A 20,624-nucleotide genomic window follows, 5' to 3' on the forward strand; every position below is an offset into this window, starting at 1 on the left:
GGGGAGTCTTGCACCACCGGCACCGCTCGTGGCAGGGAGACTTTCCTCCCCCCTTGAAGCTCCATCAGGAGCGACTGACCGGCGTCACCGAGGGCACGTCCGCGCGGCCAAGGCAGGCGGCCCCCTCCCCGCGACGCGGTGACGCCCTGCGGGAGCCTCGGATGCGCGCTGGCTGGGCCGGGGCTACTGGTCGCGGGTGCGGGGGCCGTTGTAGTGCTGGTCGGTGACCGGCTCGGCCCAGGTGGTCTCGGGAGCGCCGTCGCCTGTGCCCTCCCACAGGGCGATGTGCTCCATGAACCGGTCGGGGGCAGCGCCGTGCCAGTGTTCCTCGTCCGGCGGGCAGGCGACGGTCTCGCCGGGGTGGGCCTCGAAGACGGTGCCGTCCCGGGTGCCGATCAGGGCGATGCCGGAAACGACGTGCAGGGTCTGGCCCACGGCGTGGGAGTGCCAGTTGGTGCGGGCCCCCGGCGAGAAGCGGACCAGGTTGGCGCGCATCCTCGAGGGCTCCTGGCCTGCCACGATGACGTCCCACCACACGTCGCCGGTGAACCAGTCCGCCGGGGCCTTGCTGCTGGGCTGCTGCTTGATGAACTCCATGGTGTCCCTCAGCTCTCTTTCCTGGTTGGGCTGTCCTCAGCGGGCGACGTAGCCGCCGTCGACGGGGAGGGCGACGCCGACGACGAAGCCGGCTCCGGGGCTGCACAGCCACAGGACCGCCTGGGCGATCTCCTCGGCGGTGCCGAGCCGGTTGATGGGCTGGTCGGCCTCGGCCTCGGCGCGGTCGAGTTCTCCCTTGGCGATCATGTCGCTGACCATGGGGGTGTCGATGGTGCCCGGGCAGACGGCGTTGATACGGATGCCTCGGGGGGCGTATTCGAGTGCCGCGCTGCTCGTCAGGCCGATCACACCGTGCTTGGAGGCGTGGTAGGAGGCGCGGCCGGGCAGGCCGACCAGGCCGCCCAGGGAGGAGCAGTTGACGATCGCGCCGCTGCCCTGTGCGCGCATGTGCCGCAGCTCGTGCTTCATGCAGGCCCATACGCCGCGCAGGTTGATGGCGTTGACGCGGTCGAACCTCTCGGCGGGTTCGTCGGCGGCGTCGCTGGGCGGGATCTGGATGCCGGCGTTGTTGTAGGCCATGTCCAGGCGGCCGAAGGTCTCGACCGTGCGGTCGACGGCGGTGGAGACCTGGTCCTCGTCGCTGACGTCGCAGGTGAGGGCGAGGGCTTGGTGGCCGGCGTCGGTGAGTTCCTTCGCGGCAGCGTTCAGGGCCGCTTCGTCGATGTCGGTGAGGACGACGGCGGCTCCGGACCGGGCGAACGCGCGTGCGGTCGCCAGCCCCATACCGGCGCCGGCCCCGGTGACGAGGGCGACGTGGCCGTTGAAGTCGTAGGTGGGATTCACGAGGTGTTGCCCTTCCAGGTGAGGAGATGTGGCGCACGACTGATGTCAGGGGTGCCTGGATGAACTGCGGCGGCACGACGCCTTGCCGCGACGCCGTCGGACGGCCCGGCCGTCGTCGACGACCAGGGCGTGGCCGGCGGCGAAGGAGGCGGCGTCCGAGCAGAGCCGGAGCACGGCGGCCGCGGTCTCTTCCGGTGTGCCCGGGCGAGTCAGTGCTGCGACGACGCCTGCGCGGGTTCGTGGCGTCGCCGTTCCGCGGGAGCGCCGCTCCGGGCCACGATCCGGCCCTTGCGGGACGGGCCGTGAACGGCGAGGGCGATCAGGGGCAGCAGCGTCAGGGCGGCGATGACGGTGCCCACCAGGGGCGGGCCGGTCAGGCCGAGGGAGGAGTCCAGGGCCGTACCGGCGATCGCCGAACCGGCGGCGATGCCGGTGTTGAAGGCGGACGTGGTCAGCGCCGAGGTGAGAGTGGGGGCATCGCCCGCGAAGCGCATGGCGAGGGCGGTGACCACTGGATTGACCGTGAAGCCGGTCAGGCCCATGAGGAAGACCAGGAGGGTCGCTGTCACCGGATTGCCGGACAGCGGGATCATCAGGAACAGGACCAGAGCCGTAGCCGCGGCGGCCGTGATCGTGGTCGCCATCGGACGTCGGTCGCCCAGGCGGCCGCCCGTGGTGGTGCCGCCCAGGGCACCGACGCCGAACGCGATGAGGACGAGCGGTACGGCGCCTGCCGGGACGCCCGCGCGGTCGGTCAGCAGCGGCGTGACATAGGTGTACGTCGCCAGGACACCACCCATGATCAGCATCGCGGCGCCGAGCGCCAGCCACAGCCGACCCTGACGCAGCGCCCCGACCTCGGCCCGGACGGACACCTCGACGCGCTGCTCCCGGGCCGGTATGAAGCGGCCGATGAACACGGCGGCGAGCCCGGCGAGGACGGCCAGGGCCCAGAAGGGGCCGCGCCAGCCGGTGAACTGGCCGGCGAACGAGCCGATCGGCACGCCGACGACGTTGGCCAGGGTCAGGCCGCCGATCATGACGCCCGTGGCGCGGGTGGCGTTGTGCGGGCCTGCGGCGGTGGTCGCGACGACGAAGCCGACGGACCAGAACGCTCCGGTGGCCAGGGCCGTGACGACGCGGGCGGCGAGGACGATGGTGAAGGACGTGCTGAGGGCGGCGACGAGATGTCCGAGGCAGAACACGGACAGGGCCAGGATCAGCGTCAGGCGCTGCGGAAGCCGCAGGGTCGCCATGGCCATGGTGGGCGCGCCGACGATCATGCCGATGGCGAAGGCGGTGATCAGCAGGCCGGCGTGGGAGACGCTGACGCCGAGGTCACCGGCCAGCTCCGGCAGCAGGCCGGCGACGACGAACTCGGTGGTCCCCATCAGGAACGTGCCGGCGGCGAGCACCCAGACGACGAAGGGAAGCTTGCCGGGGGTCCCGGACGCGGAAGGCATACGCGTGGTCTCTCCTTGCGTGGAAATCGGGGGATCATGGTGGCGGCCAAGCCGTCGCGGCGGATCGTGGACGGCGCGGCCACGTCTTCGACGGTTCCATGCGGCGAACAGGACGAAAAGGGGAGAATCTCCTCCCCCCTTCGTGCACGGGTGAGCAGTGGGGCGGGTCAGGGCGCTGCTTCGATGGTGATCTCGTCGGCGGTGGCGAGCTGCTCGGCGCCGCCGTCGGCCATGTGTCCGAGGATGACCAGGCCGGTCGCGTAGGGGGCGTCGCGGTAGTAGGTGGCGAGCTGGTTCCAGGGGGCGTAGTACGCCAGGTCGCCGACCCCGGGGTCGGCGCCTTCCGGGGCGCCGGAGGTGGACAGCTTCCCGGGCAGATCGGCGACCTTCTCGGCCTGGTTGAGGTCGCTCAGGGAGAGTGTCAGGGGGAGCTGGGCGGCGAAGTCGCGGGCGGTGGGGCTGTCGTTCAGGGTGGCGGCGATGCGGTGGCCGTCGAGGGTGAGCCGGATGTTCATCGCGGTTGTCCTGCCGGTCGGTGTGGTGGCTGCCGGGGCCGTCGAAGCCTGCGGCGACGCGGGCTCGGAGGAGGAGGCGGCGGCGGAGGGCGGGGAATCGTCGGTGCAGGCGGTCATGACCAGCAGCAGGGCGGCGGCCGGGACCACGCGGGCGAGAGCGCGAAAGGGGGCGGGATTCACAGGTCGTCCTGTGGCTGGTCGGGCAGAGGCTCGGAGTAGTGGCGGAAGCCGTCCCGGTCGCTGTGGATGTCGTACAGGCGCTGGGCCAGGACGTCGGGACTGCTGTGCTCGGCTTCGGGCCGGATGGCCCCGGGGATGATCAGCTGGGCGGCGTGGATGTTCTCCGGGGCGAGCGCGTCGTGCAGCATGTGGGCGTAGGCGCTCTCGGCGGCGAAGGCGATCGAGGTGCCGGCGACCTTCGGGTTGGGACGTACGGCGCTGGAGCCGTTGACGAACAGCAGGGTGCCGCGGCCGAGTTCACGCATGCCGGGCAGGACGGCGTGCACCGCGGTGACGGGGCCCTTGACGGAGAAGGCGAGCGGGACGTCGAGGTCGTCGGCGTTGGTGTCGAGGACCGGCTTCATGAAGTGGGCCTGGGGCACGGGGCTGTACTGGAGGATCTCGACGGGCCCCAGGTCGGCCGCAGCCGCGTGCAGGGCCGCGGTCAGGGACTCGATGTCGAGGACGTCGGCCGTGTAGCCGCGCGCCTGGATGCCGTCACGGGCGAGGTCGGCCGTCAGGCCGTCCAGCTTCTCCGCGTCGCGGGCGATGAGGGCGACGGTGTGGCCGGCGGCTCCGAAGCGGCGGGCGGCGGCCAGCCCGAGACCGGGGCCGGCGCCGACGAGGGCGAAAGTCGTCATGGTCAGTCCTTGTGTGAGCGGAGGTGGTTGGCGGCCCTGTGGCCGCACCGCCTCGGCGCGGCCCCGGGTGTGGACGCGTCCGCGCTCAGGGCTTGAGCAGGGCCTTGACGGCGCGGCGCTCGTCCATCGCCTGGTAACCCTTGGCCACCTGGTCCAGGGGCAGGCTGAGGTCGAAGACCTTGCCCGGGTCGATGCGGCCGGTCAGCACACGGTCGATCAGGTCGGGCAGGAAGCGGCGCACGGGGGCGGGGCCGCCGCGCAGGCCGACGTGGGAGAAGAACAGCTCCTCGCCGTCGATGGTCACCTCGTGCGGGACCCCGACGAAGCCGACGTTGCCGCCGGGGCGGGTGGAATGCAGGGCCTGTCGCATCGCATCCGCGGTGCCGACGCACTCCAGCACGCTGTCGGCGCCGATGCCGCCGGTGAGGTCCTTGACGCGGGCGATGCCTTCTTCGCCGCGCTCGGCCACGATGTCGGTGGCGCCGAACTCCAGGGCGAGTTTCTGTCGGGAGGTGTGACGGGACATGGAGACGATCCGCTCCGCACCCAGTTCCTTCGCGGCGATGACACCGCACAGGCCGACCGCACCGTCACCGACCACTACGGCCGTCGAGCCGGGCTTCACCTCGGCGGCGAGGGCGGCGTACCAGCCGGTCCCCATCACGTCGGACACGGCGAGCAGGCTGGGCACCATCTCGGCATCCGGGTGCTCGTCCGTGGCGACCAGGGTGCCGTGGGCGTTGGGGACGCGCACGTACTCGGCCTGGCAGGTGCTCATGAACTCCCGGTTCAGACAGGAGGACTGCCAGCCGTTCAAGCAGTTCACGCAGGTGTTGTCCGAGGTGGCGAAGGAGCCGACGACGAACTGGCCCGGCGCGACGTTGGTGACCTCGCTGCCGGCCTCCTCGACGATGCCGACGTACTCGTGCCCCATCGGGTGTGGGTCGCCGACCGGCTCGAGACCGCGATACGGCCACAAGTCCGAGCCGCACACACAGGTGGCGACCGTACGGATCACCGCGTCGGTCGGCTCGACGACCTTCGGGTCGTCGAGGTTCTCGAAGCGCACGTCGCCGGGGGCGTGAATGACTGCTCCGCGCATGGAGTGCTTCCTTCAGTGCGGGGGTCTGTGGACCGCAGCCGTGGTGAGGAATACGACTGCTCACGGTCGAGCCTCACACCCGGGGACAGGCGCGAAAAGCGGAGAGAAAGATCCCGGGAGGGAAACATCCGGGGAGGAAATCCTCCCCCCTTACGTAGGTGCGATCGGTGTCATGCTGGGAAGCATGACCGCCAACGTTCCCCTCAATGAGCTGGGAGAATTCCTCAAGAAGCGGCGCTCGGAGCTGAGCCCCCGCACGGTCGGTCTGCCCGAGACCGACAGGCCCCGCCGGGTGGAGGGGCTGCGCCGCGAGGAGGTCGCTCAGCTGGCCAACATCAGCACCGACTACTACACGCGTCTGGAACAGGGCCGTATGCAGGCGTCGGCGCCCGTGCTGGATGTCCTCGCCCGGGTGCTCCAGCTGGACGACGACGAGCGGGGCTACCTCTTCCAGCTCGCCGGAAAGACCACCACCCGCACCCGGCGCCGCGGCCGGCAGAAGGTCCAGCCCCAGTTGCAGCGGGTCCTGGACGACCTCACCGCCACTCCGGCCATCGTGCAGGGCAGGCGCGGGGACATCCTTGCCTGGAACGCGCTGGCCGCCGCCCTGGTCATCGACTTCTCCCGCCTCGCGGAAAAGCACCGCAACTACCCACGGATCATCTTCACGGACCCCGCCATGCGCACCCTGTACGCCGACTGGGAAACCTCCGCGCACATCGCCGTCGCCCAACTGCGCATGGAGGCCGCAAAGTATCCGCAAGACCCGCGCCTGATCGAGCTGGTCGGTGAACTGTCCATGCGCGACAAGCAGTTCGCCCGCTGGTGGGGCGAACACCACGTCGCCGCCCGCACCGTGGGCACGAAGACCCTCGACCATCCGGTCGTCGGCGAACTCGTCCTGGACTGGGACACCCTCACCGCCAACACCGACCCCGACCAGCACCTCACCGTCTGGACAGCCGCCCCCGGCTCCCCCACCCACGAACGGCTGCGCATCCTGGCCTCCTGGGCCGCCGACCAGAACCTGCCGGCCTCCTCCCCCGTCAACTGACCGCGACGGGCCGCCGCCATGAAGGCGGCTGGAAGGGGCTGTCAGGCAAGTGCGAGCGCTGACATCTTCCTGGCGCCGCGCCGCCGTCGCGGACCGGGTTGTCGCCGACCATCAGGGTGGCGCGGGGTCCGCGCCGAGGTCGGCGCAGGCTTTGAGAAACAGCCCGCCCGGCGAGGTCGTCCAGGTCCCGGTGCATCGTCATCAGACTGACGTCGAAGTGCCGGACGTCCCGTTCGCGACTTGCGACATCAGCGAAGCAGCAGGTCAGACACCCTTTGCTGCGGGCTCAAGAATCGCCACGCACTCCACATGCGACGTCATCGGGAACAAGTCGAACGCCCGAAGCGTCCGCACCCGGTAGCCGCCGTCCCGGAAGTACGCCACGTCGCGTGCCAGCGCCGCCGGATCGCACGCCACGTACGCGATCCGCCGGGCGCCCAGCGAGGAAAGGTGCTGGACCGTCTTGCGGCCCGCTCCCGCCCGCGGCGGGTCCAGGACGATCAGGTCGACCTCCGAGATACCCGTGCGCGGCAACACGCTCTCGACCTTGCCCTGCTCGATGCGGACACGCTCGAAGTCGGCCAGGTTGTGCCGCGCGTCCTCCACCGCCCGCTTGCCCGACTCGATGCCGAGGACCGCGCCCTGGTCGCCGACGCGGTCGGCGAGGGCGCCGGCGAAGAGGCCGACGCCGCAGTAGAGGTCGAGCGCCATGTCGCCCTTGCGGGGCAGCAGGCCCTGCATCACCGCGGTCACCAGGGTGTCCGCGGCCTTCGGGTGGACCTGCCAGAAACCGCCGCCCCCGACCCGGTGCGTGCGGCCGTCGGCGCGTTCGCGGACGAAGGGGCGACCGTGGACCCGGTGGACACCGCCGGAGCGCTCGTCCACGCGCAGCACGGAGACCGGCCGGTCCAGTTCGACGAGCGGCAGGCGCGCGCCCGGCTTCGGGGTGAGGATCACCTGGCGGTCCTGGGACCCCGTCGCCGCGATCGCCTCGACGGAGTCCATGCCCGTCCAGACCCGCTTCTCGATGCCCAGCTCGCTGACGCCCTCCGCCGCGATCATGCAGTGGTCGATCGGCTCCACCTCGTGCGAGCGGTGCCGGCGCAGGCCCGCCCGGCCGTCCGCGGTGACGGCGTACTGGACGCGGGTGCGCCACGCGGGTACCTGGCCCGCGGGCACCTTGTCGCCCTCGGCGGGCAGCACCGTGCCGTCCCAGCCGGCCTCCTCAGGGGTGAGCCCGGCGAGGTGCTGGAGCTGTTCGGCGATGACGTCGGCCTTCAGACGCCGCTGCGCGCCGGGCTTGGCGTGCTGCCAGTCGCAGCCACCGCAGCGGCCGGGACCGGCGAAGGGGCAGGGCTCGTCGATGCGGTCCTTGGAGGCGTCCAGCACCGTCACGGCGTCGGCGCGCAGGAACCGCGCGCCCTCCTCGCCCTCCGTCACCCGCGCCACGACCCGCTCCCCGGGCAGCGCGTGCCGTACGAACAGCACCTGGCCCTCGGACGTGCGGGCGATGCAGTGGCCGCCGTGGGCGACGGGGCCGACCTCGACCTCGTACTCCTCCCCCACCAGCGACTTCCTCGGTTCTGCCTGCATGGCGGAGTTACTCCAAAACGCGTGAGGGGGAAGGGCCGAACGGAAACGGCCGGACAACAGCCCACCAGTCTACGTGGCTGCCGCCCGGCCGTTTCACACGAGCCGTCTCCTCGGGAAACCCTCAGGACTTGGGCTCGGAGGACTCCTTCGACCGCACCTGCGCGGGGCCGCGCCGCACCGAGCCCGGCGCGTTCCAGTCCTGCTGCCTGCGGGCCCGCCGCCTGGCCGCCTCGGAGGACTGCAGCTGGTACGGCACCGAGGTCACCATGATCCCGGGTGTGAACAGCAGCCGGCCCTTCAGCCGCAGGGCGCTCTGGTTGTGCAGCAGGTGCTCGTACCAGTGGCCGACGACGTACTCGGGGATGATCACCGACACCGCGTCGCGCGGCGACTCCTTGCGCAGGCTCTTGACGTACTCGATGATCGGCCGCGTGATCTCGCGGTAGGGCGAGTCCAGGACCTTCAGCGGTACGTCGATGCCGCGCCGCTCCCATTCCTCGCGCAGGGCCTTGGTCTCCGTGGGGTCGACGTTGACGCTCAGGGCCTCCAGCGAGTCCGAGCGCATCAGCTTGGCGTAGGCCAGGGCGCGCAGCGTCGGGCGGTGGATCTTGGAGATCAGCACGACGGAGTGGACGCGGGAGGGCCGTACGAGGTCGTCGCTCGGGCCCTCGGGGGCGGCGATCTCGGCTGCGACCCGGTCGTAGTGCTTCCGGATGGCCGTCATCGTCGCGTAGAAGATCACCATACCGAGCAGGGCGACCCAGGCTCCGTGGGTGAACTTGGTGAGAAGGACGACGACCAGCACCAGGCCGGTGAAGAAGGCCCCGAAGGCGTTGATGGCCCGGGAGCGGACCATGTGGCGGCGCTTGGCCTGGTCCTTCTCGGTGGCCAGGTGGCGGTTCCAGTGCCGGACCATGCCGGTCTGGCTGAGCGTGAAGGACACGAACACGCCGACGATGTAGAGCTGGATCAGGCGGGTGGAGTCGGCTCCGTAGATCCCCACCAGCAGCCCGGCGGCACCTGCGAGGAGCACGATGCCGTTGGAGAAGGCCAGCCGGTCGCCGCGGGTGTGCAGCTGGCGCGGCAGGTAGCGGTCCTGGGCGAGGATCGAGCCGAGCAGCGGGAAGCCGTTGTAGGCGGTGTTGGCGGCGAGGAACAGCACGAGCGCGGTGGCCGCGGCCAGGATGACGAACAGGAAGCTGCCCTTGCCGAAGACGGCCTCGGCCACCTGGGAGATCACCGGGTTCTGGACGTAGTCCCCGCCGAGCGGGACACCGTTGTGGAACAGGTCCCTGGCCGGGTTCTCGGCCATGCGGACGTCGGTCGCGGCGGCCAGCGCGATGATGCCGCAGAACATGGTGACGGCCAGCAGGCCCATCATGGCGAGGGTGGTCGCGGCGTTCTTCGACTTGGGCTTGCGGAAGGCCGGGACGCCGTTGGAGATCGCCTCGACGCCGGTGAGGGCGGCGCAGCCGGAGGAGAAGGCGCGCAGCAGCAGGAAGACCAGGGCGAAGCCGGCCAGGCCCTGGTGCTCGGGCTTGATGACGTAGTCCGCCGTCGGGGCCCGCATGCTGTCGCCCAGGACGAGTCCGCGGAAGGCGCCCCAGGCGATCATGGTGAAGACGCCCGCGACGAACACGTACGTCGGGATCGCGAACAGCGAGCCGGACTCCTTCACCCCGCGCAGGTTCATCAGGGTCAGCAGCACGATCACGCCGATCGCGCAGAGCACCTTGTGCTCGACCACGAAGGGGACTGCGGAGCCGAGGTTCTCGATGCCGGAGGAGATCGACACGGCGACGGTGAGGACGTAGTCCACGAGCAGCGCGCTGGCGACCGTCAGGCCGGCCTTGGGCCCGAGGTTGGTGTTCGCGACCTCGTAGTCGCCGCCGCCGCTGGGGTAGGCGTGCACGTTCTGCCGGTAGGAGGCCACCACGGTGAACATCAGCACGACGACCGCCACGGCGATCCACGGGCTGAAGTGGTACGCCGTCACTCCCGCGATCGACAGGACCAGCAGCACCTCGCCGGGCGCGTACGCCACGGAGGAGAGCGGGTCGGAGGCGAAGACGGGGAGTGCGATGCGCTTCGGCAGGAGCGTTTCGCCCAGCCGGTCACTGCGCAGTGCGCGCCCGATCAGGATCCGTTTGGGCACGTCGGTCAGTTTGGACACAACAGAGGATCGTAGGCGTTCGATTGCGGGGTCGCCCACCCGCCACCCCCCATCGGCGTTCCGTCTGCTCTCCGAGTGAATTCAGAGGCGCATGCGGCTGAGGATTCCGCAGGTCACCCGTTTCTCATGCCTATATGACTAAGCCCCGTCCGCTTTCCGGCCGTTGCCCGCCCCTGGAGGTCCCATGCACACCCCCGCCCAGTTGATCGGCGCCGCGGCCACTCTCGTCGCCCTCGGAATCCTGACGCTGGCGAGCGTGCGCAGCATCAGCCGCCGCAAGGACGTCTCACCCGGGGCGCGCTAGGCGTCCGGGGCCCGGCGGCTGCTCGGACCGCTCTCGCTCCGCCGCCCCGGCCCCCTGGCTCTCGATCTCGTGACTCAACGGCGGGCTCCGCCCGGGTCCGGGGCCCTGCAGGGCCCCGGCAACGCCCTCGGCTTTGCGGATACGTTGGAGTCGGGCAGCCGAACGCGGCTCCGCCCCCGGAGGGCATCATGGCGTGATTGCACCGGCATGATGTTGCCCGGCGGCCCGCACGCAGGCCGCGACGTGATGCCTTGCGAGCCGAGAGAGAGACATGAGCACGACATTCATGAAGCCCAGAGGGCCTGCAGGAAGCGCGGTGTGACGCGATGCATATTGTGATCATGGGTTGCGGAAGGGTGGGTTCCGCACTGGCCCAGAACCTGGAGCAACAGGGGCACACGGTCGCCGTGGTCGACCAGGACCCCACGGCCTTTCGCCGGCTGGGCTCCTCGTTCGGCGGCCGCCGGGTCACCGGTGTCGGCTTCGACCAGGACACCCTGCGCGAGGCGGGCATCGAGGAGGCCGGCGCCTTCGCCGCCGTCTCCAGCGGTGACAACTCCAACATCATCGCCGCACGCGTGGCCCGCGAGATGTTCGGCATCGAGAACGTCGCCGCCCGCATCTACGACCCCCGCCGTGCGGAGGTCTACCAGCGCCTGGGCATCCCCACCGTCGCGACCGTCCGCTGGACGGCCGACCAGATGCTGCGCCGCCTGCTCCCCTCCGGCGCCGAGCCGCTGTGGCGCGACCCCACCGGCGGCGTCCAGCTCGCCGAGGTGCACACCTCCACCGCCTGGGTCGGCCACAAGATCAGCCGGATCCAGGAGGAGACCGGCGTACGCGTCGCGTTCCTGACCCGGCTGGGCGAGGCGGTCCTGCCCACCTCGCAGACGGTGCTGCAGGAGGGCGATCTGGTGCACGTGATGATGCGCACCGACGAGGTCGACAAGGTCGAGGCGGCGTTCGCCAAGGGTCCCGAAGAGGAGGGCGGTCACTGATGAGGGTCGCCATTGCCGGAGCCGGCGCCGTCGGCCGCTCGATCGCGGGCGAACTGCTGGAGAACGGCCACGAGGTCCTGCTGATCGACAAGGCGCCGACCGCCATCTCGGTCGAACGCGTCCCGCAGGCCGAGTGGCTGCTCGCCGACGCCTGCGAGATCACGTCCCTGGACGAGGCGGCGCTCCAGCGCTGCAACGTCGTCATCGCCGCGACCGGCGACGACAAGGTGAACCTGGTCGTCTCGCTCCTCGCCAAGACGGAGTACGGCGTCCCGCGCGTCGTCGCCCGCGTGAACAACCCCAAGAACGAGTGGCTGTTCAACGAGTCCTGGGGCGTGGACGTGGCCGTCTCCACCCCGCGTCTGATGTCGGCCCTGGTCGAGGAGGCGGTGAGCGTGGGCGACCTGGTCCGTCTGCTCCGCTTCAGCCACGGCGACGCCAACCTGGTCGAACTGACCCTGCCGGAGGAGTCGGCCCTGGCCGGCACACAGGTCGGCGACGTCGACTGGCCGCAGGACACCTCCCTGGTGACGATCATCCGCGGCAACCGCGTGCTGACCCCTTCCCGGGAGGACTCCCTGGAGGCGGGCGACGAGCTCCTCTTCGTGGCCGCACAGGCTCGCGAGGAACAGTTGGAGGATCTTCTGTCGGTACGACGGAACGCGGCGGGCTGAACGCGGCTCTCGAATCGGCGGAAGGGGCGTCCCGCGTGCGCGGGGCGCCCCTTCCGTTTTCGTCAGCGTTCGTCAGCGCGGGAGGACCAGTGCGCGCGGGCGGATCACTGCCCGGCAAACCACTGCGCGCGGGCGGATCACTGCTCGGCGGACCGGGCGGCGGCAGCCTCCCGCTCCCGCTCCTCAGCGGCCTTCTCCTCCGCCTCCATCTCCGCGAACACGTCGATCGGCGCGGGCGCCTTCGCGAGGAACACCCACGTCAGGTACACGGCGAGCAGGAAGGGCGGGATCTTCAGGGCGATCAGGATCCAGCCCAGCTGCGTGGTGTCGGCCCACCAGTACAGCGGGAAGAGGATCGCGCACTTGGCGAGCAGGATCGTGCCCCACGCGTAGCTGGCCTTGGCGTAGGCCTTCTTGCGGCCCGGGTTCCGCGTGCGCCAGGAGAGGTTCTCCTTGAAGACCGGGCCGAGGATCAGCCCGATCAGCGGCACCCCGGCCAGGGTGGTGATGATGTAGGCGAGGCCCAGTCCCAGCGTGTAGAGCATGCCGGGCAGGTAGAAGTCCTTCGCGTTGCCGGTCATCATCGCGAAGACCACACCGAAGGCCACGCCGAAGACACCGCTGAACGCGTGCTTGACGGTGTCCTTCATCACCAGCCGGACCACGACCAGCACCAGCGACACGGCCAGCGCCGCGATCGCCGACAGGTGGAGGTCCTTGTTGATCGTGAAGATGGTGACGAAGAGGAGGCCGGGAAGCACCGTCTCCACCATGCCCCGCACGCCGCCGAACGCCTCGAACAGGGCGGCCTCGGTCACCGCCCGGGCGTCGTCCGCAGATGTCTCTTCGGTCGGCTTGTCGAGCGACGTCACCGGCTACTCCCGTCCGAGGGGTCTCAGTTCGTACTTGGGATTGAACAGCACCCGGCGGCCCCGGCTCATCGAGATCCGGCCCGACGCGATCAGCTTGCGTCCGGGCTCTATCCCCACGATGGAGCGCCTGCCGAGCCACACCACGTCCAGCGCGGCGGAGCCGTCGAACAGCTCGGCCTCCAGGGCGGGGACTCCTGCGCGCGGCCGAAGGGTGACCGTGCGCAAGGTACCAGTTACCGTCACTATCTGGCGGTCCTGACAGTCTCCGATCCGGATACAGCCGGTCGTCTCGGTGTCCTCCCGCAGCTCCTCGGACTCCAGGTCCTCCTGCGACGAGGAGAGCCGGTCGAGCATGCGCCGGAACCGGCCCACCGGCTTTTCGGAACGAGGAACAGCACTCATATCTGAAGCGTACCGGGGGCTGCTGACGAAGGGCGAGGAGCCCATTTCCCGAACCGGCGGCCCGTCCCAGACCCGGTGATGCCCCACCCCCGGGGGCCGACCCCCGGCCCCGGGCCACAAGCCGCACCCCTCACTTCTCGAACCGGTACCCCATCCCCGGCTCCGTGATGAAGTGCTTCGGGTGTGAGGGGTCCGCTTCCAGCTTCCGGCGCAACTGCGCCATGTACACGCGCAGATAGTTCGTCTCCGTCCCGTACGACGGCCCCCACACCTCCTGGAGCAGCTGCTTCTGCCCGACCAGACGGCCGCTGTTGCGCACGAGGACCTCCAGCAGGTGCCACTCCGTGGGTGTCAGCCGTACGTCCTTGCCGGCGCGGTCGACCTTCTTCGCGGCCAGGTCGACGGTGAAATCGCCGGTGTCGACGATGACGTCGCCCTCCCCGCCGGCCGGTTCCGCCCGCCGCACGGCGGCCCGCAGCCGGGCCAGCAGCTCGTCCATGCCGAACGGCTTGGTGACGTAGTCGTCGGCGCCCGCGTCCAGCGCCTCGACCTTCTCGTCGGAGGAGTGCCGGGCGGACAGCACCAGGATCGGCACCCGGGTCCAGCCGCGTAGCCCCCTGATCACCTCGACGCCGTCCATGTCGGGCAGGCCCAGGTCCAGGACGACCACGTCGGGGTGGCGGGCGGCGGCGAGCTTCAAGGCGGTGGCGCCGTCGTGGGCCGCGTCGACCTCGTAGGTGCGTGCCTTGAGGTTGATCACGAGGGCGCGCACGATCTGCGGCTCGTCGTCGACCACCAGGACACGGGTCATGAGGCCTGCCTTTCCGGTTCTGCGGTGGGGTGCGGCTCCGGGAGGGATGCCGCCGCTCGGAGGGAGAGGACCATGGTGAGCCCGCCGCCGGGGGTGTCCTCGGCGTTCAGGGTGCCGCCCATGGCCTCGGCGAAGCCGCGCGCCACCGCGAGCCCCAGACCCACCCCTGCGCCGCGCGGGGCGTCGCCGTGGCGCTGGAACGGCTCGAAGATGCGGTCCTTGGCCTCGTCGGGGACGCCTGGCCCCCGGTCGACCACCCGCAGCTCGACCCGGTCGGCCAGCGCGCTGGCGGCGACCAGCACGGGCGCGCCGGACGGACTGTACTTGACGGCGTTCTCGACGAGGTTGGCCACCGCCCGCTCCAGCAGCCCGGGGTCCACGGCGACCATGGGCAGGGTCTCGGGCACGTCCAGGCAGGCGCTGCCCTCGGGGACGCCGCCGAGCGCCATCGGCACCACCTCGTCGAGGTCGATCTCGCGGATCAGCGGGGTGACGGTTCCGGTCTGGAGGCGGGACATGTCGAGGAGGTTGCCGACGAGGTGGTCGAGGCGGTCGGCGCCCTCCTCGATGCCCTCCAGCAGCTCGGCCCGGTCCTCCTCCGACCACTCGACGTCCTCGGAGCGCAGGGAGGTCACGGCCGCCTTGATCCCGGCGAGGGGTGTACGGAGGTCATGGCTGACGGCTGCCAGCAGGGCCGTGCGGATGCGGTTGCCCTCGGCGAGCGTGCGAGCCCGGTCGGCCTCCTCCTGCAGCCGGCTGCGGTCCAGGACGACGGCGGCCTGGGCGGCGAAGGCGGCCAGCACCCTGCGGTCCTCGGCGGGCAGCACGCGGCCGGTCAGCGCCAGCGCCATGTGGTCCCCGACGGGCATGTCCACGTCCGCCTGGTCGGGCCGCTCGACGGGACGTCCCCGGCCGACGCGGCCGGCGCAGGTCCACGGCTCGACGTCGCTCGCCCGTTCCAGCAGGGCCGCCGACTCCATGCCGAAGGTCTCCCGGACGCGTTCCAGCAGCTCCTCCAGGCCCGTCTCGCCACGCAGCACGTTGCCGGCGAGGAAGGAAAGGATCTCGGACTCCGCCCGCAGCCGGGCCGCCTGGTGGGTGCGGCGGGCGGCGAGATCGACCACGGAGGCCACCGCCACGCCGACCGCCACGAAGATCACGATGGCGACGATGTTCTTCGGGTCGGCGATGGTCCACCGGTGCAGGGGCGGTGTGTAGAAGTAGTTCAGCAGGAGGGAACCGACCGCCGCCGACGCCAGGGCGGGCAGCAGCCCGCCGAGCAGGGCGGACGCCACCGTCAGCGCCAGGAACAGCAGCATGTCGTTGGCGAGACCGAGGTCGACGGCGCTGAGCAGCGCCGCGAGCAGGGGCGGGCCGGCGACACCGGCGATCCAGCCCCAGACCCGCCGGGAGCGCCCGAGGCGCGCGTCCCGGGCCACCGGCAGCCCCCGGCCCTTGGCGACCTGACCGTGGGTGACGATGTGCACGTCGAGGTCGGGCCCCGAGTCCCGGGCGACCGTCGCCCCGACGCCGGGTCCGAAGATGTACTGCCAGGTCTTGCGGCGCGAGGAGCCCAGCACGATCTGGGTGGCGTTCACGCCCCGGGCGAAGGCGAGCAGCGCGGCCGGTATGTCGTCCCCGACGACATGGTGGAACGTTCCGCCGAGGTCTTCGACCAGGGTGCGCTGCAGCGCCAGTTCCTTGGGCGAGGCGGAGGTCAGCCCGTCGCTGCGGGCTATGTAGACGGCCAGCACCTCACCGCCGGCGCCCTTCTCGGCCAGCCGTGCGCCCCGGCGGATCAGCGTGCGGCCCTCGGGGCCGCCGGTCAGACCGACCACGATGCGCTCGCGCGAGCCCCAGATCCTCGACACCCGGTGCTCGCTGCGGTACTGGGTGAGGTAGGCGTCGACCCGGTCGGCCACCCACAGCAACGCCAGCTCGCGCAGGGCGGTCAGGTTGCCGGGACGGAAGTAGTTCGACAGGGCGGCGTCGACCTTGTCGGGCTGGTAGACGTTGCCGTGCGCCATCCGCCGCCGCAGCGCCTCCGGCGTCATGTCGACCAGCTCGACCTGGTCGGCCCGGCGCACCACCTCGTCCGGCACGGTCTCCTGCTGCCGTACGCCGGTGATCGACTCGACGACGTCGCCGAGGGACTCCAGGTGCTGGATGTTGACGGTCGAGACCACGTCGATCCCGGCGGCGAGCAGTTCCTCCACGTCCTGCCAGCGCTTGGCGTTGCGGGAACCCGGGACGTTCGTGTGGGCGAGCTCGTCCACCAGGGCGACCTGGGGGCGGCGGGCGAGGACGGCGTCGAGGTCCATCTCGGGGAAGAGGGCGCCGCGGTACTCCAGCTCCCGGCGCGGCACCTGCTCCAGGCCGTGCAGCATCACCTCGGTGCGGGGCCGTCCGTGGTGCTCGACGAAGGCCACCACGCAGTCCGTGCCCCGCCCGACACGACGGTGGGCCTCGGACAGCATCGCGTACGTCTTGCCGACGCCCGGTGCCGCGCCCAGGTGGATCCGAAGCTTGCCGCGTGCCATGGCCCCATTGTCTTCCCGTGGTGTGCCGACTGCGCAGCGTCGACCCTACGGCCGGAAGGCAAGAGGTTCGGGTTCCAGGCCCGGCTCCGGGGCGCACTTTGACGGAACTCTGACGCGGTCCGGCGGGCGGACCGGGTGCCGCACAACGCCTCTCCAGCGCGTGCACGCCCGTCCCGCGGGGTGCCCCTCGATCGGACACGCCTCTTCAGCGCCCATGTCCCTCGAACGCGCACGTCTCCCGGGTGCGCATGAGAAAGGGCCGTACCCCGTGGGTACGGCCCTGGTGTCTCCGCGCGATCAGCGGACTTCGGTGATCTCCGGTCCGCGCTGGAGCTGGCCCATTCCGCCCGCGAAACGGGAGCCCTCCTCCTGCTGGACGCCCTCGGGGACCATCTGGGCGTCGTTCGGCAGCTTCAGGACGATCGGGTCGCGGGGCGCCATCGGGCCCTCACCGCGGACCACGACGGTGTCCCGGAAGATCTGCTCGAGCAGCCCGGCGGCCTGCGGCTGCACGGCCCCCTGGCCCGAGATGACCCCGCGCAGGAACCAGCGGGGGCCGTCCACGCCGACGAACCGCACGACCTGGAAGCCGCCGGTGCCGTCCGGCAGCTGTACGGGCACCTGGGCGCGCAGCTCCCAGCCCAGCGGTCCCTCGACCTCGTCGACGATGCCGCCCTGCTGGGTGATGCCGGTGCCGATCTCCTCGCGCACCTCGCCCCAGATGCCCTCACGCTTGGGCGCGGCGAAGCCCTGCAGCTGGATGGCGCTGTCACGCAGCACGACCGTGGCCGCCACGATCGCGTCGCCCGCGACCTCGACCCTGAGCTCCATGCCCTCGACGCCCGGCACGAACAGACCGCCCAGGTCGACCCGGCCCTCGCCGGGGTCACGGACCTCCGAGTCGTCCCAGGGCCCGTCGGGGCGCGGCGCGGGCTCCAGCCTCAGGCGCTCGCGCTCTTCGTCCGCCTCGGTGTCGACACCGTCGACGACCTGCTCGGCCTCGCCGGCCGCGTCCTCGGCGGCATCCCTCTTCTTGCGACGTCCGAACACGTCACTGTCCTTCCCGGTCGGATACGACCGAAGCGTATCGATTCCCACCCGTCCGACCGCCCAGGGCGGCCTGACCGCTTGTGCCGCTCGTCCCGTCCACCGCGGCATGGCCTCCGGTGGACCCGAAGCCCCCTTCGGCCCGCGCGGAGCCGGGAAGTTCCGCAACCTCCTGGAAGCGGACCCTCTCGACCTGCTGAACCACCAGTTGGGCAATCCGGTCGAAGCGCTCGAACCGCACGGCCTCGCGCGGGTCGAGATTCACCACGATCACCTTGATCTCCCCACGGTACCCGGCATCAACCGTCCCCGGGGCATTCACCAGGGCGACGCCGCAGCGAGCGGCCAGACCGGATCGCGGGTGCACGAAGGCTGCGTACCCCTCCGGCAGCGCCACAGACACTCCCGTGGGTAGCACGGCCCGCTCGCCCGGCTCCAGTCGGCACGCCTCGGTGGTGCGCAGATCGGCCCCGGCGTCCCCGGGCTGCGCATACGACGGAAGCGGTACGTCCGGATCGACACGCCGAATCAGCACTTCCAGGGGATCACGGCTCACGGGTTCACCTCGAAGGCACGGGCGCGCCGGACCTGGTCCGGGTCGTTCATGGCCGCCTGGATCTCCTCCTGGCGGCCGTGGTCGACGAAGTGGTCGACCTTCACCTCGATGAAGAGGGCGTCCGCGCGCACGGCGACGGGACCGTCGGGACCGCCGACGCGTCCGGTCGCGGTCGAGTAGATCTTGCGCCCCGCCACGGCGGTCACCTCCGCCTCCAGGTGCAGCGTGGTGCCGACGGGCACGGGCCGCACGAAGTCGGTCTCCAGCCGCCCGGTCACCGCGATCGTGCGCAGCAGCCAGTTCAGTGAACCGAGCGTCTCGTCCAGCGCGGAGGCGAGCACACCGCCGTGCGCGAGACCCGGAGCGCCCTGATGAGCGGGCTGGACGGTGAACTCGGCGGTCAGCGACACGCCCTCGCCGGCCCGGGCCTCCAGGTGCAGCCCGTGCGGCTGGTCGCCACCACAGCCGAAACACTCGCCGTAGTGCGCGCCGAGAAGCTCACCGGGCGCGGGCGCGTCCGGGTGCCGCACCGGTTGCACGGCGTCGGCCGGGGGCTGAAGAGCCGCGGAAGTACCACTCACAGCCGGAGACCTTACCCGCGCGTCGGCCCCTTTCGGACACCGTGTCAAGCTAGGCCCCATGCAGCTCTCCGCCGCTCCGTACGAAGAACGCCTGACCGCTCCGCGGACCTGGTGGCTGATCTCGTTCCTCGTGGGCGTCTCGATGGCCTTGATCCTGCTCCCGTTCGGCACCCTGCCGATGCTCGGCGGCCTGGCCGGGGGCACCGCGGTCGCCGCCGTCGCCGCGAGCTCGTACGGCTCGGTGCGCATCCGCGTGGTCGGCGACTCCCTGATCGCGGGCGAGGCGAAGATCCCGCTGGAGGCCCTGGGCGAGGCGGAGGTGCTGGACGCGGAGGAGGCCCGCGCCTGGCGCACCTACAAGGCCGACCCGCGCGCCTTCCTCCTGCTGCGCGCGTACATCCCCACGGCGCTGCGCGTGGAGGTCACGGACCCGCAGGATCCGACGCCGTACCTGTACCTGTCCACGCGCGAGCCGGAGCGCCTGGCGGAGGCACTGCGGACGGCGAAGCCGGAGTAGCACACCCGGACGAGGCGTCACCCGGCCGCCGTGCCGACCTCGATCGGACAGCCGGCTCCTCGACGACCGCCGCGCTCGACGACTCCGCAGGCAAGCCGTGCTCCCCTACGGCAGCCGGGGTTCCGTAGGCAGGCCACGGTTCCGTGCGGCGCGCCGCGTTCCCATCCGACAGGCCGCGTTCTCAGCGGCCGTCGCCGTGCTTGCCGTCGTGTCCGCTGTCGCGCCGGTGGTCCGTGTGGCGGCCCAGGGGGTCGTGGGTGATCTCGCCCATCTCCAGGGCGTCCACCGGACGTTCGAGGGCAGGGAGCGCCTCCAGGGCCTCCCAGGGCACCTGGATCTTGCGCAGGTCCCCCCGGATCCGGCCGGCGAGCTTTCTCGTCTCGCCGCGGTTCATGACCGCCCCTACGGCGGCTCCCACCAGGAACGGCATCAGGTTCGGCATGTTGCGGACCATGCGCTTCATGATCCGCTGCCGCAGTTCGCGCTTCATGCGGCTGTTCAGCGCGGTGCTGAAGGTCGACGGCTTGGACGCGTCGACACCGCGCTCCCCCGACCAGGAGTCGAGGTACGCGGTGCTGCGCTGCTTGAGATTGCCGGGCGGCCGTACGCCGTAGACCTCGTGGAGTTCGGCGATCAGCTTCAGCTCGATCGCCGCGACGCCGGTGACCTCCGCGGCCAGTTCCGTCGGCATCGCCGGGGGCACGGGGAGCATCGCGGCCGCGCCAACACCCGCTCCGACCGTCGCCGTCGCCTTCGCCGCGCCCGCCACGAGCTTGTCCGCCAGTTCCTCGGGGCCGAGGCCCGGGAACTGCCTGCGCAGTGTCGCCAGGTCCCGTACGGGAACGCGCGGGGCCAGTTCGATGATCCGGTCGGCGAGGTAGGCGATGCCGGCCCGGGCCCGGTCGCCGCCCTTGCGGGCGCCTTCTCTGGCCCGCTCGCGGATCGTCCCCGCCCGCCGTCTCGCGACGGGTGCGGGGACGTCCACGGATTCCGGGAGGTCACCCCGGTCCGCTGTGGGTTCGAGCGAGGCCGTCCCCGGACCGGTTGAGCCTCGCTCGTCGTCACGCACGCCGTACTGCGGGCCGGTGATCGGCCCTTCGTCCGCTTTTCGCTGGGAGAAGCGGCGCTTCCAGGGAGGGGTCGAGCCAGTCACGGCCGACC

At 71.2% G+C, this 20,624-nt stretch carries 20 protein-coding genes; 4 read left to right on the forward strand and 16 right to left on the reverse strand.

The window, feature by feature from the left end:
* Positions 1 to 183: 183 nt before the first annotated feature.
* From AB0B29_RS16470 to AB0B29_RS16495, 6 genes are all read right to left on the reverse strand, one after another.
* Positions 184 to 597: a (R)-mandelonitrile lyase gene (locus AB0B29_RS16470; RefSeq protein ID WP_362239644.1), complete on the reverse strand. Its 414-nt coding sequence runs from the start codon at positions 595 to 597 to the stop codon at positions 184 to 186.
* 36 nt (positions 598 to 633) lie between these two features.
* Positions 634 to 1,401 (reverse strand): glucose 1-dehydrogenase, encoded by a 768-nt coding sequence (locus AB0B29_RS16475; protein ID WP_362239647.1) that lies wholly within the window; start codon positions 1,399 to 1,401, stop codon positions 634 to 636.
* 209 nt (positions 1,402 to 1,610) lie between these two features.
* Positions 1,611 to 2,864 carry an MFS transporter gene (locus tag AB0B29_RS16480; protein ID WP_362239650.1) on the reverse strand — a complete coding sequence of 418 codons (1,254 nt, stop codon included), beginning with the start codon at positions 2,862 to 2,864 and terminating at the stop codon, positions 1,611 to 1,613.
* Between the two features lie 167 nt (positions 2,865 to 3,031).
* Positions 3,032 to 3,559: a cyclophilin-like fold protein gene (locus AB0B29_RS16485; protein ID WP_362239652.1), complete on the reverse strand. Its 528-nt coding sequence runs from the start codon at positions 3,557 to 3,559 to the stop codon at positions 3,032 to 3,034.
* Complete coding sequence (locus AB0B29_RS16490) at positions 3,556 to 4,239, reverse strand: SDR family NAD(P)-dependent oxidoreductase (protein ID WP_362239655.1); 684 nt, start codon at positions 4,237 to 4,239, stop codon at positions 3,556 to 3,558. Before AB0B29_RS16490 ends, AB0B29_RS16485 begins: the two co-directional genes overlap by 4 nt.
* A gap of 85 nt (positions 4,240 to 4,324) precedes the next feature.
* A complete protein-coding gene (locus AB0B29_RS16495; RefSeq protein ID WP_362239658.1) occupies positions 4,325 to 5,341 on the reverse strand; it encodes a zinc-dependent alcohol dehydrogenase family protein in 1,017 nt (338 codons plus the stop codon).
* A 172-nt stretch (positions 5,342 to 5,513) separates the two neighbouring features.
* On the opposite strand from AB0B29_RS16495, the gene AB0B29_RS16500 reads away from it, so the two are divergent.
* On the forward strand, positions 5,514 to 6,395 hold the full coding sequence (locus AB0B29_RS16500) for a helix-turn-helix domain-containing protein (RefSeq protein ID WP_362239661.1): 882 nt from the start codon (positions 5,514 to 5,516) through the stop codon (positions 6,393 to 6,395).
* Between the two features lie 264 nt (positions 6,396 to 6,659).
* Here AB0B29_RS16500 and AB0B29_RS16505 read toward each other — a convergent pair whose 3' ends face one another.
* Complete coding sequence (locus tag AB0B29_RS16505; protein ID WP_362239664.1) at positions 6,660 to 7,988, reverse strand: class I SAM-dependent RNA methyltransferase; 1,329 nt, start codon at positions 7,986 to 7,988, stop codon at positions 6,660 to 6,662.
* 121 nt (positions 7,989 to 8,109) lie between these two features.
* Positions 8,110 to 10,161 (reverse strand): APC family permease, encoded by a 2,052-nt coding sequence (locus AB0B29_RS16510; RefSeq protein WP_362239667.1) that lies wholly within the window; start codon positions 10,159 to 10,161, stop codon positions 8,110 to 8,112.
* A 630-nt stretch (positions 10,162 to 10,791) separates the two neighbouring features.
* On the opposite strand from AB0B29_RS16510, the gene AB0B29_RS16515 reads away from it, so the two are divergent.
* Positions 10,792 to 11,463, forward strand: a complete 672-nt coding sequence (locus AB0B29_RS16515) for a potassium channel family protein (RefSeq protein WP_094053911.1) — start codon at positions 10,792 to 10,794, stop codon at positions 11,461 to 11,463.
* Positions 11,463 to 12,137: a potassium channel family protein gene (locus tag AB0B29_RS16520; protein WP_053670967.1), complete on the forward strand. Its 675-nt coding sequence runs from the start codon at positions 11,463 to 11,465 to the stop codon at positions 12,135 to 12,137. Before AB0B29_RS16515 ends, AB0B29_RS16520 begins: the two co-directional genes overlap by 1 nt.
* Before the next feature lie 137 nt (positions 12,138 to 12,274).
* On the opposite strand, the gene AB0B29_RS16525 is transcribed toward AB0B29_RS16520, so the two are convergent.
* The 7 genes from AB0B29_RS16525 to AB0B29_RS16555 all read right to left on the reverse strand — a co-directional run bounded on the left by AB0B29_RS16525 (position 12,275) and on the right by AB0B29_RS16555 (position 18,946).
* Positions 12,275 to 13,009, reverse strand: coding sequence for a DUF3159 domain-containing protein (locus AB0B29_RS16525; protein ID WP_362239670.1), 735 nt, complete (start codon positions 13,007 to 13,009; stop codon positions 12,275 to 12,277).
* 3 nt (positions 13,010 to 13,012) lie between these two features.
* A complete protein-coding gene (locus tag AB0B29_RS16530) occupies positions 13,013 to 13,411 on the reverse strand; it encodes an OB-fold nucleic acid binding domain-containing protein (protein ID WP_097221365.1) in 399 nt (132 codons plus the stop codon).
* A gap of 130 nt (positions 13,412 to 13,541) precedes the next feature.
* On the reverse strand, positions 13,542 to 14,222 hold the full coding sequence (locus AB0B29_RS16535; protein ID WP_362239673.1) for a response regulator: 681 nt from the start codon (positions 14,220 to 14,222) through the stop codon (positions 13,542 to 13,544).
* Positions 14,219 to 16,762: a sensor histidine kinase gene (locus AB0B29_RS16540; RefSeq protein ID WP_362239675.1), complete on the reverse strand. Its 2,544-nt coding sequence runs from the start codon at positions 16,760 to 16,762 to the stop codon at positions 14,219 to 14,221. Before AB0B29_RS16540 ends, AB0B29_RS16535 begins: the two co-directional genes overlap by 4 nt.
* A 297-nt stretch (positions 16,763 to 17,059) precedes the next feature.
* A complete protein-coding gene (locus tag AB0B29_RS16545) occupies positions 17,060 to 17,812 on the reverse strand; it encodes a DUF3710 domain-containing protein (RefSeq protein ID WP_344462860.1) in 753 nt (250 codons plus the stop codon).
* 1 nt (position 17,813) lies between these two features.
* Positions 17,814 to 18,365 carry a dUTP diphosphatase gene (dut, locus tag AB0B29_RS16550; RefSeq protein ID WP_362239679.1) on the reverse strand — a complete coding sequence of 184 codons (552 nt, stop codon included), beginning with the start codon at positions 18,363 to 18,365 and terminating at the stop codon, positions 17,814 to 17,816.
* Positions 18,362 to 18,946 (reverse strand): PaaI family thioesterase, encoded by a 585-nt coding sequence (locus AB0B29_RS16555; RefSeq protein WP_362239682.1) that lies wholly within the window; start codon positions 18,944 to 18,946, stop codon positions 18,362 to 18,364. Before AB0B29_RS16555 ends, dut begins: the two co-directional genes overlap by 4 nt.
* 58 nt (positions 18,947 to 19,004) lie before the next feature.
* Between AB0B29_RS16555 and AB0B29_RS16560 the strand changes: the two genes are divergently transcribed.
* Entirely contained in the window at positions 19,005 to 19,463 is a 459-nt protein-coding gene (locus AB0B29_RS16560) for a DUF3093 domain-containing protein (RefSeq protein WP_362239685.1), read from the forward strand.
* Between the two features lie 181 nt (positions 19,464 to 19,644).
* Here AB0B29_RS16560 and AB0B29_RS16565 read toward each other — a convergent pair whose 3' ends face one another.
* The gene (locus AB0B29_RS16565) at positions 19,645 to 20,616 is read right to left on the reverse strand and encodes a hypothetical protein (RefSeq protein ID WP_362239688.1); all 972 of its coding nucleotides are present in this window, start codon (positions 20,614 to 20,616) and stop codon (positions 19,645 to 19,647) included.
* Between the last annotated feature and the right edge of the window lie 8 nt (positions 20,617 to 20,624).

Origin of the sequence: Streptomyces tibetensis (assembly GCF_040647715.1) — a bacterium.
Taxonomy (GTDB): Bacteria; Actinomycetota; Actinomycetes; order Streptomycetales; family Streptomycetaceae; genus Streptomyces; species Streptomyces tibetensis_A.